General features: G+C 39.3%; 14 protein-coding genes. 1 reads left to right on the top strand and 13 read right to left on the bottom strand.

Annotated elements, in window-relative coordinates:
- Nucleotides 1-37 precede the first annotated feature (37 nt).
- The 6 genes from FFM68_RS04315 to FFM68_RS04290 form a co-directional block, all read right to left on the bottom strand.
- Nucleotides 38-241, bottom strand: coding sequence for a hypothetical protein (locus FFM68_RS04315; protein WP_137618208.1), 204 nt, complete (start codon nucleotides 239-241; stop codon nucleotides 38-40).
- Between the two features lie 227 nt (nucleotides 242-468).
- Nucleotides 469-1128: an amino acid ABC transporter permease gene (locus tag FFM68_RS04310; protein WP_137618207.1), complete on the bottom strand. Its 660-nt coding sequence runs from the start codon at nucleotides 1126-1128 to the stop codon at nucleotides 469-471.
- Nucleotides 1128-1964 (bottom strand): transporter substrate-binding domain-containing protein, encoded by an 837-nt coding sequence (locus FFM68_RS04305; RefSeq protein WP_137618482.1) that lies wholly within the window; start codon nucleotides 1962-1964, stop codon nucleotides 1128-1130. The genes FFM68_RS04310 and FFM68_RS04305 overlap by 1 nt, the downstream gene beginning before the upstream one ends.
- Before the next feature lie 272 nt (nucleotides 1965-2236).
- Complete coding sequence (gene abc-f / locus FFM68_RS04300; protein ID WP_137618206.1) at nucleotides 2237-3700, bottom strand: ribosomal protection-like ABC-F family protein; 1464 nt, start codon at nucleotides 3698-3700, stop codon at nucleotides 2237-2239.
- 261 nt (nucleotides 3701-3961) lie between these two features.
- Complete coding sequence (locus FFM68_RS04295) at nucleotides 3962-5065, bottom strand: alpha-hydroxy-acid oxidizing protein (RefSeq protein WP_137618205.1); 1104 nt, start codon at nucleotides 5063-5065, stop codon at nucleotides 3962-3964.
- 507 nt (nucleotides 5066-5572) lie between these two features.
- Nucleotides 5573-5902, bottom strand: a complete 330-nt coding sequence (locus tag FFM68_RS04290; protein WP_137618204.1) for a DUF4180 domain-containing protein — start codon at nucleotides 5900-5902, stop codon at nucleotides 5573-5575.
- Between the two features lie 294 nt (nucleotides 5903-6196).
- On the opposite strand from FFM68_RS04290, the gene FFM68_RS04285 reads away from it, so the two are divergent.
- Nucleotides 6197-7681, top strand: coding sequence for an aldehyde dehydrogenase family protein (locus tag FFM68_RS04285; RefSeq protein ID WP_137618203.1), 1485 nt, complete (start codon nucleotides 6197-6199; stop codon nucleotides 7679-7681).
- Between the two features lie 300 nt (nucleotides 7682-7981).
- Here FFM68_RS04285 and FFM68_RS04280 read toward each other — a convergent pair whose 3' ends face one another.
- From FFM68_RS04280 to hflX, 7 genes are all read right to left on the bottom strand, one after another.
- Nucleotides 7982-9337: an alanine/glycine:cation symporter family protein gene (locus FFM68_RS04280; protein ID WP_137618202.1), complete on the bottom strand. Its 1356-nt coding sequence runs from the start codon at nucleotides 9335-9337 to the stop codon at nucleotides 7982-7984.
- A gap of 481 nt (nucleotides 9338-9818) precedes the next feature.
- Nucleotides 9819-10130, bottom strand: coding sequence for a DUF1292 domain-containing protein (locus tag FFM68_RS04275; protein ID WP_137618201.1), 312 nt, complete (start codon nucleotides 10128-10130; stop codon nucleotides 9819-9821).
- Nucleotides 10131-10145: 15 nt separating this feature from the next.
- A complete protein-coding gene (gene ruvX / locus FFM68_RS04270; RefSeq protein ID WP_137618200.1) occupies nucleotides 10146-10574 on the bottom strand; it encodes a Holliday junction resolvase RuvX in 429 nt (142 codons plus the stop codon).
- Nucleotides 10571-10840, bottom strand: coding sequence for an IreB family regulatory phosphoprotein (locus FFM68_RS04265; protein ID WP_137609112.1), 270 nt, complete (start codon nucleotides 10838-10840; stop codon nucleotides 10571-10573). The genes ruvX and FFM68_RS04265 overlap by 4 nt, the downstream gene beginning before the upstream one ends.
- A gap of 269 nt (nucleotides 10841-11109) precedes the next feature.
- On the bottom strand, nucleotides 11110-12450 hold the full coding sequence (gene glnA / locus FFM68_RS04260; RefSeq protein ID WP_137609111.1) for a type I glutamate--ammonia ligase: 1341 nt from the start codon (nucleotides 12448-12450) through the stop codon (nucleotides 11110-11112).
- A 47-nt stretch (nucleotides 12451-12497) separates the two neighbouring features.
- Complete coding sequence (locus FFM68_RS04255; protein WP_137603531.1) at nucleotides 12498-12878, bottom strand: MerR family transcriptional regulator; 381 nt, start codon at nucleotides 12876-12878, stop codon at nucleotides 12498-12500.
- Nucleotides 12879-13237: 359 nt separating this feature from the next.
- Nucleotides 13238-14482 carry a GTPase HflX gene (gene hflX, locus FFM68_RS04250; RefSeq protein WP_137618199.1) on the bottom strand — a complete coding sequence of 415 codons (1245 nt, stop codon included), beginning with the start codon at nucleotides 14480-14482 and terminating at the stop codon, nucleotides 13238-13240.
- Between the last annotated feature and the right edge of the window lie 44 nt (nucleotides 14483-14526).

Raw genomic sequence — 14526 nt, 5'->3', positions numbered from 1 at the left:
ACAAGCCTTCGTCTCATCATTTTTTGTCATCATACAATTAAAGTTTCTCCAAGATATCAGACTCAGGGACATGTAAAAAAGAACACCCTCGCTCTTGCACAAAAATACCGTAAGAGTGATACTTTCTGTTAGAAAAACGAGCAAAGTCTGTAAGCTCAATCACACCCGTTAGAATGTCATCAGCAACTCTAAACTGCACACTATCATGTAACGCAAATTTTGCAGGTGGTAGATGTTTCATAGCTTCACTTCCAATCTGTTCTCGCTCATTTACCGGATCCCTTGAGTTAACTTCATATTCTACCTGAAGTTAGTTGAAAATCAAGAGAAACAGATTTTCAAGTACATCTACTGATGAAAAGTGTTTCCTCAATAATTGCGGCTTTTTTTAATATAAAAGTTATCATTTGGCAAAAAGCCTTAGTATAAAAGCCAAGAACTCAAGCAGTAGTTGAGTTCTTGGCTTTTTTATATATATTTCTGTTGAAAATAATGCTCTAAGCGATGCTGGATCTGACCAATGCCGATACAAAGCAGCCAATAAAGTAATGCGACTAAAATATACATCGATAAATAATCAAATGTCCGACCACCAATAATCTTAGCTTTTTGAAAAATATCCGGTACGGTGATCATTGCTGCCAAAGAAGTCCCTTTGAGCAGATCCATTGCGACATTACTCAATGCCGGAATCGAGATCCGGACAGCTTGCGGTAAAATAATATAGCGCATCGTTGGAAAGAAACGATTGCCTAACGCAGCAGCTGCATCCCATTGACCTGCACTAACGCCTGCGATTGAACCGCGATAAATTTCACCGATAAAAGCGCTGCTAGTCAAACTAAAACAAATAACAGCTGCTACGACCGCATTTAATTGATACGGCAAGCCAAAATACAACAGAAATAATAAAACTAGTGCCGGTGTTCCTCGTAGGAAAGACAGATAAAAGCGGACAAATAGCTTGACCGGCCGCCAAGATGCAAAGCCCAGCACAGTCATTATGACTCCAAGAAGATTTCCGAAAATAAATGCCGCCAGACTAATTCCTAAAGTGTAGCCCAATCCGCTTAAAAGAAAAGGAATCGACTCCAGCATCAACGCTAAATCGATTGTCGGAATGTACATTATTCCGCCGAGACTTTCTCAGATACTTCTTGTTCTGGTTTCACTGAAACATCTGTTCCAAAATATTGTTTCGATATTTTTTCTAACGTACCATCTTTTTTCAAGGTTGCCAAAGCCCCATTGATTTTTGCTTTTAACGCTTGATTGTCTTTATCAAATAAAAAGCCGGTAAAATTTGCGTTAAAATAGACATCTTCTAAAATCTTGACTGGAATATCCGGTAGAGCGGCCACAGACATTTTTTGAAGATAGTAATCATTCAAGATCACATCAGTGCGCCCGTTTGCTACATCCGTCAAGTATTGATCATTGGTTGCGTTATCATAAGTCACTGCTTTTGCGCCGTATTTTTCTGCGATCTTCATATAACTCGTATTCGGTTCGCCGGCTGCTTTCTTACCTTTAAGGTCTTCCAGCGAATGGATGCCTGAATCATCGCTTTTTCTTACGATCATGCTGTCAAAAGAATGTTTGATCGGTGAAGATAGCGCAAATTTTTTACTGCGTTCTTTAGAAAGACCAAAATCATTAGCTGCAAAGTCTGCTTCTCCACGATTGACTGCTGTCACTTGTCCATCGACATTGTACTCTTTAAAGTTGATTTTTAGATCCAACTGTTTTGCAACGGCTTTGGCCACATCTACATCATAGCCGACTAATTTATTCTCATCATTATAGTAAGAAGAAGGAAAAAGTGTGCCTGAAGTTGCTACTGTCAATTCTTGCTTTTCTTCCACTTTTTTCCAACTGTTGTCCCCATCAACTTGCTTATTCCCGCAGGCTGCAAAAACCAATCCTGCCATTATAAATGTTAACCCTACCAACCATTTTTTCAACACTATCGTCTCCATTCATTATTCATTTTTAACTACCGTTTCTTTTATACCATATAAAAAACGAATAAATATAGAAACTTGCTTATGAAAAACAGTTGCTAATACAGTCACATCAAACGTCTGTGTGTCTTAATACAACTATTTAATAACAAATAATTGGTCACTAAAGATCATGATATAACGGTCCGACAGCACTATAGCGACATTGTAACCACACTTCAACTGAAGCCCCTTTTGATCATTGAACACATCGTATGATTTAACTATCTTAACTAACTGAGTTGCAGACGAAAATCTTTAATTTCATAAATTTCGTCCGCATTTTTTTCAACAAAATAACGATCATGAGAAGTAAAAATCACGGTGCCAGAATACGCACCTATCAATGTTTCCAATGCTTCAAGCGTTTTGAGATCGATAAAATTTGTCGGCTCGTCAAGAATCAATACATTTGAAGGTCTCGTAAACAATAAAGCAATCTGTATTCGAGTCGCTTCCCCGCCGCTTAACCCGCTGATTGGTTTAGTCATCTCCAGTTGAGAAAAGTCTAAATTATGCAAAATGCTGCGAATGAGTGGTTCCTTATATTCAGTTTGTTCCATCAAATAAGTTAAAATCGTCTGCTCCCCGCTTATTTTGTAAGACATCTGATGATACGTCGAAAACACAACTTTAGGAGATAAAACGATCCCTTCCTCGTTGTTCAAAATACTTTGTAACAGCGAAGATTTTCCAGCGCCATTTTTTCCAGTGATCGCGATGCGTTTGCCTAACCCAAACTGAAAATCACAGCGATCAAACAAAACTTTTTCTCCTTTTTTTAAGTGAAAAGCGTCTCCTCGAATCGGAAATTTATTATGCAGTTCAAGCGTTTTAGAAGGTGGAAAAATGAGCGTTCGCTCTGCTTGAGAACCCTTTTTCTCTTCAAGCTGCGATAAGCGGCTTTCCATTGCCTTGGCGGATTTCTGAAGATTTTTCTGCACAGTATCTTTTTGTTTAGAGGACGATAATCGATCAGGACGAATATTCTGCTGTTTTTTCTTCAGTGAAATTTTTTTATTTTGTTCAGCTTGTGCTTTCTTTTTGGCAATTGCTGACTCCAAACGCCCCTTTTCCTTCATAAATTTTTCAGCTGCTCGCTCATTCTCAAGGTTTTTCAACTCTTTTTGTTGACGAAAATCATCATAATTTCCGCTGTATTCTGTGATTTTCCCAGCTTCTATTTCCCATATTTTCGTTGCCAATTGATTCAAAAAGTACCGATCATGGCTGACAAACAACAACGTTCCATAATAATAGCGCAACTCTTCTATCAACGTCTGAATGCTTGCTTGATCAAGATGCGTTGTTGGTTCATCTAGCAGTAGTCCTGCTTCGTAACTTGACAGCACTTGTGCCAATCGAAACTTTGTCGCCTCACCACCGCTCAATGTGTCCACTTGATTTTTCGGCACAAAGAAACGACCCATCAGCTCCCAATCAATAGTTGCCAAATTGATTTCAGCAACTTCAGCACTTTGCCGAAAAAAATTAAACTCCCCAGCTCGTTGCACCCTTCCTGTGTCAGGTTTTAGCTCACCTTGAATTATTTTCAATAAGGTTGATTTTCCTTGCCCATTAGGACCGACGATCCCAATTCGATCTCCTTGATAAACAGTCAATGAATCAAGCGAAAAAAGTTCTTTTGCGCCGAAACTATGACGAATATTTGTTAACTTTATAGATAAATTTTCCATCGTATTCAATTTCCTTTCTTGCTAGGAAAGGAAAAAAGTGTATAGAAAAAGACATAGCCTAAGACTATGCCTTGCATTTGCTTTAGAAAAGTATACACTCATCCCTTGAAATTGCCGCACCTAGACTTTTGAATTGCTATTTAATTAGTCATTCAAAAGTTTATTCCACAATTTCATCGATGCTGTCATTACTTTTCCTCCTCTTGTTATTTATAATAAAAAGATACCATGCAAAAAGAAAATAGTAAAGTCCCATTGCTTTTACAAATAACCGTTCTCTCTTAAACGAGTCTGTTTGATATCTGTGATTGTTTGTGTCCCGGCTAGTTGCATGACCATCTCTAATTCTTTTTTGAAAAATTCAAAGACTTGCTGCACACCCGTTCCTCCGCCTAGAGCCAACCCATAAATAACCGGACGACCGATTGCTACTAAGTCAGCACCAGAAGCCAGCGCTTTAAAGACATGTTGTCCACGGCGAACGCCGCTGTCAAAAACAATTGGTGCCCTTCCTGCTACAGCCTCAGCTACATATTGCAACGAATCAAATGCTGCCGGTCCACCGTCAAGCTGACGTCCGCCATGATTGGATACCCAGATACCTGAAGCACCAGAAGCCAGTGAGCGTTCCACATCTTCTTCTGATTGAACACCTTTGACATACACCGGAAGCTCAGAATGGCTGGCGATGAACTCGACATCTTTAGGGCTTAATTTTTGTTTAGAAGATCCATAAACGGCATCCATGGTTTGACCGATCCCGGATTGATATGCTTGAACGATCGGCATTGCTAATGGAAAAGTAAACCCATTGCGGCGATCCGTTTCACGATTTCCGCCGACTGTCGCATCCGCGGTCAATACAATCGCTTTTGCACCATTACGTTTAGCCATCTCCAATATGTCGCGATTGATACCGTCATCTTTACTCATATAAAATTGAAACCATTGCGGAGCTTCCATTCCGCCGGCTGCTCGAATTTCTTCAAGTGTACAGGAGGCATAAGAACTAGCCGTATAGATCGTTCCAAAACGAGCGACACCTTTAGCAGAAGCTTTTTCAGCTGCAATATTTGCTAATCCGTGAGCTGCGACCGGTGCCATAATGATCGGAGCCGTCAGCTGTTCGTCTCCAAATTTAGTCGTTGTATCTGGCAATTCGACATCACGTAATACGTGCGGAATAATCAATTTATGATTAAAAGCCCTTACATTTTCTTGATAGGTAAAAATATCCCCCGCCCCGCTGCTGATATAACCATACCCGCCTTTAGGTATAATCTCTTTAGCCGCCGTTTCAAGATCCTCCATATTAATAAAATCAATCGCACCTTCTGCTGTACTCGCTTGATAAATTTTCTCCACTTTCCATCCCTGCCTTCAAATTGATATCGCTTACAAGAATGATGTTACGCTTTCAGTCAAACGGTGACAAATAATCTGTTTAACAAAAAATGGACGTATGACCAATAAACTCAAATTCAACGTTTAATCTAAGAGTGCTTATTGCTTTTAGTTTTGCTATTGATTGTTATTTGGCAGAACGCCATCTACTCAATCAACTTCTTCGACTATCATAAGCTTTTTATCTATTTCACAGATATGCTTGCTACATATTGACAACGCTTTCTTTTGCTCCTATAATAACTAACAGACTATCTGAAAGGAAGCGACGCTCTTATGTATGCAATTATTGTTTTACATAGTTACATTACCGCTAAGGGCAAAAGGACGTATGATAAAAATCTAGCGTGGCGTTTTAATTCCAAGGAACAAGCGATGAAACTTGCGGATAAACTAGGCGGGAGTGTAGCTAAAGTTGGGTAATCTTAAAAAATAAACGAGATCAGCTTGATTAGCAGCTGATCTCGTTTATTTGCTTAAATAACTAATAGCTTCATCTAAATTCGGCACGAAATAAAAATTGCTTCCCTTATTACTCTCACGAATAAAGTCTTTTAATGCCTTGCTCCCCTCACTAAAATCACCAACAATAGCTAAACGTACGTCATAATTTATATAAGCTTGTAAAATTTCACCTGCTAGCTGTGAACTCAGATCAAAAAAAGTACTGCTGATCGCGTCTTTTGGCAAGATGATATTACTTGTTCCATACTGATAGTCTATCGTCATCGCAAAATCTAGCGCAGAATCTTTGTCAAAAATTATTGGCTCCTCTTTGTCATACCTCACTACTACCATCTTACTCTCGTTTCTTTCCAGCTCTGAAATAAACAGCGTGATCACCTCGCATTATTTAATACAACTAGCATATCATACTCCATGAATTATTCCTTGAATTATCCCTACGATACTTTCGAAATTTCCTTGCTAGCAGCAGAAAAACTAACAACTCACATTGGATTACAGTTAAAAAACGCCCGAATAAACTAATGTAAAATTCATAATCGTGGGCTGATTTCACAAAATTTAATTGTAATCTTTTATGAAAGCGGTATACTTGAAAGTAATCTAGTGAGAAGGAGAGGTTTTTTAATGAGTTACCAAGTAGAATTACAAGATCAGTACGGTTTGTTTATAGATGGCGCATGGACCGCTAGTGAAAAGGACCGGTTGCTTTCCGCAAAAAATCCCGCTGACGGTCAAGAACTTGCAAAATTCGTAGATGCAACTGATGCAGAGGTCGACTTAGCGGTTGCAGCTGCACGTGCGGCTTTACCTGAATGGCGAAAAATCTCGATTGAGGATCGTTCACGAATTCTTTTAAAAATCGCGGATATCATTGAAGAAAATGCGGAACATTTAGCGTTAGTAGAAACATTGGATAATGGGAAACCTTTACGTGAAACTCAAATTATCGATGTTCCTTATGGCGCAGATCATTTCCGTTACTTTGCTGGCGTGTTGCGTTCAGAAGAAGGAACGGCTCAGCAATTAGATGAAAATACATTAACCATCAATTTAAAAGAACCGATCGGTGTCGTGGGGCAAATTATTCCGTGGAATTTTCCATTCTTGATGGCGGCATGGAAAATTGCGCCAGCTTTGGCAGCTGGTAATACGATCGTTATCCACCCATCGTCTACAACTTCTTTAAGCGTTTTAGAATTTGCGCGTCTCACACAAGAAGTTTTACCTAAAGGCGTTTTAAATGTTGTTACCGGAAAAGGCTCCAAGTCTGGTGAATACATGCTCCACCATGAAGGAATCGATAAATTAGCGTTCACTGGTTCAACTGAGATTGGTTACAACGTAGCGATCTCCGCCGCAAAACGATTGATTCCAGCTACTTTGGAATTAGGTGGCAAATCAGCAAACATCTTCTTTGACGATATGCCTTATGAAAAGGCTTTAGATGGCGCTCAATTAGGAATCTTATTCAACCAAGGTCAAGTTTGCTGCGCGGGATCACGGATCTTTGTTCAGTCAGGTATCTATGACCGCTTTGTTGAAGACTTGTCAAAAGCCTTTGATAAAGTAAATGTTGGCCTGCCTTGGGAAGATGGCATCCAGATGGGGGCACAAATAAATGAAAATCAAGTCCAAACGATTTTGAAATACATCGAAATCGGTAAGGCAGAAGGCGCAGAAATCAAAGCCGGTGGCAAACGACTTACAGCTGATGGATTAGATCAGGGTTGCTTCGTAGCCCCTACTTTGATCACAAATGTGACAAATGATATGCGTATTGCCAAAGAAGAAATCTTTGGACCTGTGGCAGTTGTTATTAAGTTCGATACCGCTGAAGAAGTCATTGCAATGGCTAATGATTCGATCTATGGATTAGGTGGCGGCGTTTGGACCCAAAACATCAATACAGCATTGACAGTCAGTCGTGCCTTAGAAACCGGGCGCGTGTGGGTAAATACTTACAACCAGATCCCAGCAGGTGCACCATTCGGCGGGTATAAAAAATCTGGAATCGGTCGTGAAACTTATAAATCTATGTTAGAGGCTTACACCCAAACAAAAAATATTATGATCGATACAAGTAGTGCTCCATCAGGATTTTTTAGTTAATAATTAGCTTGTGCAATAAACGCATGAACAGTACGTAGCCCGTTTTGGTTACGTACTGTTTTATTCATTTGTTCTCGAGAAGGCTGAAACCTCTCAAAAAAATTTCAAAGTCAGTTAAGCTCCCATTAAGCTTCAGCTATTATAGTAGCTTCAACCCAATAATCTTTTTCATTTTGCCAGTTGCATTTGTGACTGGCCTCCTTTTTTTAAAAAAAGCTGGGAAAATGAATACGATGGTATTCATTTTCCCAGCTTTATTATTTCTACACTATTGAGCCTTTCGTTTACTAATCGGCCTTATTACTTAGAAGATAATTCATATTCTTTTGTAGCGATAACAATTTTTTTATAAAGTGCAAAGATTGCAATAATATTAGGAATGATCATCAACCCATTAAATAAATCAGCCATCGACCAAACCAACTCTACCTTCAAGCCGCTGCCAATCGCAATAAAAATTGCAACTAAAACCGCATAAATTGGAACTGCTTTTTTCCCAAATAAGTATTTCACATTGGCTTCTCCAAAAAAGTACCACCCTATCAATGTCGCATAAGCAAATAACGTCACACATATCGCTATAAATGGGTAGCCAAAACTACCTAGTGTCTGAGAATATGCATGTTGTGTCAATTCAATCCCATCTAAAAAGACCCCGTTTTTAGTTGTCCCAAGTGATCCACTAGTCAAAATTACAAAGACTGTCATCGGCAACAAAATAATCGTATCGATAAAGACACCCATCATTGCGACCAATCCTTGTTTTGCCGGGTGCGATACTCTAGCTAATGCATGAGCATGCGGAGTAGATCCCATACCTGCTTCATGAGTAAATAACCCGCGAGCAATTCCAAAACGAATACTTTCCTTTACCCCAACACCCAAGATGCCACCCATTACAGCCTCTGGTTTGAATGCGCCGACAAAGATCTCTCGAATAGCTTCAGGGATCATTGCAAAATTGATGATTACAACGATGATCGAAACAAGCGCAAAGAAAACAGCCATCAAAGGAACGATTTTTTCCGTCACAGCGGCGACTCGCTCGGTTCCTCCAATAAAAACATACAAACTCGCTAGCCCTAAAACAACGCCAGTCACCAGCGGCGGGATATTAAACGCTGCCTCCATGGCTTGTCCTACCGAATTTGCCTGAACCATATTCCCCATAAATCCTAATGCAAGTATTAATAAAACAGAAAATAATGCCGCTGCATATTTGCCAACCATTCCACTGAAGGCAGCTCTTATATAGTATACTGGGCCGCCGACAATTTCATTTCCTTTTCGTGTTCTATAAATTTGGGAAAGTGTCGCTTCTGCATAAATAATCGCCATTCCCATCAATGCGCTAAGCCACATCCAAAAAACTGATCCCGGTCCTCCCATCACCATTGCAGTAGCAACACCTGCCAAGTTTCCCGTTCCTATTTGGGCCGCGATAGAAGTCATCAGCGATTGGAACGAAGTCATCCCTTCATCGCCCGCCTTATTACCTCTTAAACTTATATTTCCAAAAGTCAATTTGAAACTCTCTTTTAGTTTTCTAAACTGAACAAACCGCGTTTGAATTGAGAAAAAGACCCCCGCAAAACATAGAAGTGCAATAATAATGTAATCCCATAAAAAATCCCGTAAAGCGTTTATTATTTCCATCAGCTCATCCCACCCATTTTTTATTTAAAACCTACCTTACACTAAAAAACAAAGTATTCCCCAACCAACTAGGACACAAAACGTTTTTTTCTACTCTTTTAAGCAGGACAGAAAAGTGTAGAAAAAATTACCGACACCATAAAAAACACAGAAACGGACAAACTCATGCTATTGTAAATTCTTTTTTTCATTATATTAGATTTATTATACCAAAAAAGCACATTTACTAGGTAATCATTCCCACCCCATTTTCTAAGTATATTTGGACTGATCGCAGCTTACTCAATCATTTTTCTACTTATTTCTCGTTTCATTGCCTCCTGTGATTAGATAATTTAGGCAAAAATTTTCCCTAGTAAAAATTCTGACTTTAACCAACTGACCATGTTTCATGAGCATTCTCTATTTTTTAATTAACTTAGCCAAAAAGTACAAAAAAAAAGAAACCCCATCATATCAGGGTTTCTCTTAGTTTTTTAGCTTATTGTTCTTCTTCAGTCATGAATGTGTTGAAGACTTCTTCAATCATGTCCCACTCAGCATCTGTTTCAATTTGTTCTAATTCGCCTTCGCTGCCATCTTCATTTTCAAGGTAGGCATAGGCTTGTAATTCAACATCTTCATCTTCAGGAGCGCCTGCTGGATAAAGAAGTACATAGTTGCGGTTAAATTCTTCTTGACCATCGATCGTTAGAAGAATTTCGTAGAGCGTTTCATTTCCTTCATCATCTACTAAAGTAATTACTTCATGTTCGTGGTCGTGGTCATGATCATGTGTGTGTTCGTGGGCCATCTTCATTCCTCTTTTCTAAAATTTGTTGCCGGCGCGATCAAGATAGTTTTGTAAAATCATGACTGCTGCCAGCTTATCGATAACTTTTTTTCTTTTCGAACGTGATACGTCCGCTTGTTCAATCAACATCCGTTCAGCTTGGACCGTTGTCAATCGTTCATCTTGAAAATCAACTGGTAAATCAAAGAGTTCTTTGATTTTTTCGGCATATGCGATCGAAGCCTCTGCCCGCGGACCAATTGAGTTATTCATATTTTTAGGGAGTCCTACTACAAATTTGGTGACTTGGTATTCTTTGACTAGTTCGCCTAAGCGCTCAAAGCCAAATTTCCCTTGTTCTTCGTCGATTCGGATGATCTCGACTCCTTGAGCCGTCCAACCAAATGGATCACTCACCGCGATCCCGACAGTTTTCGAGCCGACATCTAATCCCATTACTCTCATCGAATCTCTATACCATGATCCTTCAAGTAATATTTTACCAAAACTTCCATAACTTCATCGCGTTCATGACGACGAATCAAGTTTCGAGCATCTTGATAACGAGGAATATACGCAGGATCGCCTGACAATAAATAGCCGACGATTTGGTTGATCGGATTGTAGCCTTTTTCAGCTAACGCATTGTAGACAATCGTCAATGTTTCACTAATCTCTTTCTTACGATTGTCATCAAAATCAAAACGGACTGTTTCATCTGTGTATCCCATTTTCTCACACCTCTCCTTGGAATTACCAACAATTACATTTTACTAGAAGAAGACAAAACTTACAAATTTTGCAAGTGATCGATTTCTCGACTTTAGGAAATCTTCCGAATTATTATACCATGATTTTGTGAAGAATATACGCTTTTTAAGATCATCTTGCGTCGTTTAAAAAGTCTCTGCCTAAAAAACTAATGATTCTTCCGATCTTAATAACTATTTTTGCTTACAAAAAAGCTCTTGGGAAAACCCAAGAGTTTTGCGAGTTAGGATTAATAAAGCTCTAAATATTGATCACGTTCCCACTCTGAAACGGTCTGACGAAAGGCAGCCCATTCCATCCGTTTCGCTTCGCTAAAGTTTGTATAGATGTGATCGCCTAACGCATCGACCATCGTTTGGTCTTTACGCAATGCTTTGATTGCATTGTGGATCGTTGAAGGCAAATCATAAATTTCAGCTTCTTTACGTTCCTCTTCAGTCATCACGTAAATATTACGATCAACTGCTTCTGGCGGTGTCAATTCATTCCGAATACCATCTAAACCAGCTTCTAATAATACAGCCATTGTTAAGTATGGATTAGCTGCTGGATCGACTGAACGTAATTCAAGACGGGTAGATAGACCACGTGATTCAGGGACACGAATCAATGGTGAACGGTTGTGTCCGCTCCAAGCAACATAAACAGGTGCTTCAAAGCCAGGAACTAAACGTTTATAAGAGTTTACGATCGGGTTGCATACTGCCGTGTATGCGCGTGCGTGTTTTAAGAGACCTGCTAAAAATTGGTAAGCTGTTTTGCTTAATTTCATTGGACCATCTTCATCATAGAAAACATTGCCTTCATCATTGAATAATGACATGTTGCAATGCATACCAGAACCATTGATTCCATAAAGTGGTTTTGGCATAAAGGTGGCATGAAGACCGTGTTTGCGTGCAATTGTTTTAACAACTAATTTGAAAGTTTGAATGTTGTCGCATGCTTCAACTACGTCTGCATACTTGAAGTCGATCTCGTGTTGCCCTGGAGCAACTTCGTGGTGTGAAGCCTCAACTTCAAAGCCTAAACTTTCAAGTTCTAACACGATATCACGACGACAATTTTCACCTAAGTCAGTTGGGGCAAAATCAAAGTAACCGCCTTTGTCGTTCAAATCTAAGGTTGGATCGCCATTTTCATCTAATTTGAATAGGAAAAATTCTGGTTCAGGTCCTAAATTAAATGAAGTAAAGCCAAACTCATCCATTCCTTTTAGCACACGTTTCAAGTTTCCGCGAGGATCTCCTGCAAATGGTTTGCCATCTGGTCCATAAATATCACAAATCAAACGTCCAACCTTTCCATGGTCGTTTTCCCATGGAAAAATCATCCAAGTAGACAAATCTGGATACAAGTACATATCGCTTTCTTCGATTCGAACAAATCCTTCGATTGATGAACCGTCGAACATCATTTTATCATCTAGCACTTTTTCCATTTGACTAACAGGTACTTCAACATTTTTGATAGTTCCCAAAATATCTGTAAACATCAGACGTAAGAAACGGACATTCTCTTCCTCGACAATTCGTTTGATATCCTCTTTACTTAGATCTCTTTTCGGCATAATAACTAATCCCTTCCTCGCACTTCATTTTTTATTTCCTATAATCACTACAACTTTGGCCCTTGTGATTGATATGGATTCTGTTGTTGCAAGCCGCCTTGAGTCAACATCTCGTCATAAAAGATACGGCGGACATCTTTATCAGTCAATGGCGGTTTTTCTTTGGCAGCTTTGACTTCTTCTTGTCGCATTTGATAGACCCGTTTGATTCCTGCCATGTTGAGTCCATCGGATAAATAATCTTTGATTTCTAATAACACATCAATGTCGTTTAGAGAATACATCCTACGGTTTCCCTCACTTCGTTCCGGGTGGATCAATTCTTGCTCCTCATAGTACCGAATCTGTCTTGCAGTCAAATCTGTTAATTTCATAACCGTACCAATTGGAAAAACGGCAAGTGAACGACGCAATTCTTTTTCCCGCATAACAGCTCCTCCTTGTTTTTTGATGTTGAAAAAAGAATACCACCCGATAGACCAATCGTCAAGTGTTAATGTTACATTTTCTTACATTGATTTTATGAATGTTCGGACTTTAAAAAAAAGACCGGTGAAATCAGTATTTTCCTGTAAAAAAATTTCCTATTCTAGGTAAAAAAATCGACGAACAAACTTTTTAGTTAAAATCAGAAAAGTTGTTAAATAAAAATGAACAAAAAAATTCCACAATCTTTTTGATTGCAGAATTTTTTCTAAGGTATTTGTTTAATTCAAATTAGGATAGACGGCTGGAAAATGCTGCCGTTCTTCCGATAATGTTACTCGTTCATTCTAAATTGTATAGCTTAACTATCCAATTCATCTTCCATTCTTCTGATCCAAAGCGATTTTTTCTTAGCGAATCCGCGAACGATATATTGTTCTTTCTCCTCGTTGAACGTCTCGCTTAAAACAAGTGTCTCTCGCTTCAGTTCACTTAATGCACGTCCTTCGTCAGCGTCTAAGGTCAATAAATAAGGTTCCAATAAATTCATAACTTCTCGTTTGATTGCATCTGCTAAAAGCTCTTTGCCTTTGATTGTTTTGGCTGAGATCAGGATATTAGGAAATAGTGTCGGTGTAAAAGAAAATTCATCGATTCGGTCTGCTTTATTGTAGATCGTCAACATTGGAATATCGTCCATCTTAAGTTCTTTCAATAAATCGATCACAGTCTTTTCTTGTTGCTGCCGATCTTCCGCGCTGGCATCAACGATATGCAGCAACAGATCCATCCCTCGGCTTTCTTCTAGCGTTGATTGAAAGGCATCGACTAATTGCGTCGGCAAGTCTTGGATAAACCCTACTGTATCAGTAATCGTTGTCTCCATTCCTTGCGGCAAATGCCAGCGTTTTGTCAATGGATCCAAAGTAGCAAATAATTGATCTTCAGAATACGTATCCGCATTGGTCAGTAAATTTAAAATAGTTGACTTGCCTGCGTTGGTGTATCCAATCAATCCCATTTGAAAAATGCTGGACTGTTGTCTTTTTTGACGGCTTCGCTCACGATGAGCCTCCACCTCTTTCACCTCTTTTTTGATAGCAGAGATTCGTTGGCGAATATGGCGACGATCGGTTTCTAATTTTGTTTCACCTGGTCCACGTGTACCAATACCACCACCCAAACGAGACAAACTTTGACCTTGTCCGACTAGACGCGGCAATAAATAATCCAACTGTGCCAACTCAACTTGCAGTTTTCCTTCTTTAGAACGGGCACGCGAAGCAAAGATATCTAAAATCAATTGAATCCGATCTATGACTGGGACACCCACTTGCGCCTCAATCGTTTGACTTTGTCTAGGAGTCAGTGCATGGTTAAAGATTACAAGTTCCGCCTCATGCGCATCGACTAGTTGTGCCAGCTCTTCTAATTTTCCTTTTCCGATAATCGTTTGCCGGTCCACTTTGGGACGCTTTTGCGTTAATGAAAAAACTATCTCGCCATGAGCCGTCTTGGTTAGTCCGGCCAACTCATGCATCGATTCTAAATAATTGTAATTATTCTCGTCTGTCTCGACGCCGACTAAAATGACTCTTTCTGACAATCCGTTTTCCCCCTAAATTTTATAATAGATTTTCCGTACAATAA

Origin of the sequence: Enterococcus xiangfangensis, assembly GCF_005405365.1 — a bacterium.
Lineage (GTDB): Bacteria > Bacillota > Bacilli > Lactobacillales > Enterococcaceae > Enterococcus_A > Enterococcus_A xiangfangensis.
The sequence above is the reverse complement of the archived record's forward strand: the minus strand, read 5'-3'. Positions and strand labels throughout refer to the sequence as shown.

Bases quoted from the DNA above. Each gene is read 5' to 3' on its own strand.
- FFM68_RS04315 (WP_137618208.1), bottom strand. From the start codon at position 241: ATGAAACATCTACCACCTGCAAAATTTGCGTTACATGATAGTGTGCAG.
- FFM68_RS04310 (WP_137618207.1), bottom strand. From the start codon at position 1,128: ATGTACATTCCGACAATCGATTTAGCGTTGATGCTGGAGTCGATTCCT.
- abc-f (WP_137618206.1), bottom strand. From the start codon at position 3,700: ATGGAAAATTTATCTATAAAGTTAACAAATATTCGTCATAGTTTCGGC.
- FFM68_RS04290 (WP_137618204.1), bottom strand. From the start codon at position 5,902: ATGGTAGTAGTGAGGTATGACAAAGAGGAGCCAATAATTTTTGACAAA.
- FFM68_RS04285 (WP_137618203.1), top strand. From the start codon at position 6,197: ATGAGTTACCAAGTAGAATTACAAGATCAGTACGGTTTGTTTATAGAT.
- FFM68_RS04280 (WP_137618202.1), bottom strand. From the start codon at position 9,337: ATGGAAATAATAAACGCTTTACGGGATTTTTTATGGGATTACATTATT.
- FFM68_RS04275 (WP_137618201.1), bottom strand. From the start codon at position 10,130: ATGGCCCACGAACACACACATGATCATGACCACGACCACGAACATGAA.
- ruvX (WP_137618200.1), bottom strand. From the start codon at position 10,574: ATGAGAGTAATGGGATTAGATGTCGGCTCGAAAACTGTCGGGATCGCG.
- FFM68_RS04265 (WP_137609112.1), bottom strand. From the start codon at position 10,840: ATGGGATACACAGATGAAACAGTCCGTTTTGATTTTGATGACAATCGT.
- glnA (WP_137609111.1), bottom strand. From the start codon at position 12,450: ATGCCGAAAAGAGATCTAAGTAAAGAGGATATCAAACGAATTGTCGAG.
- FFM68_RS04255 (WP_137603531.1), bottom strand. From the start codon at position 12,878: ATGCGGGAAAAAGAATTGCGTCGTTCACTTGCCGTTTTTCCAATTGGT.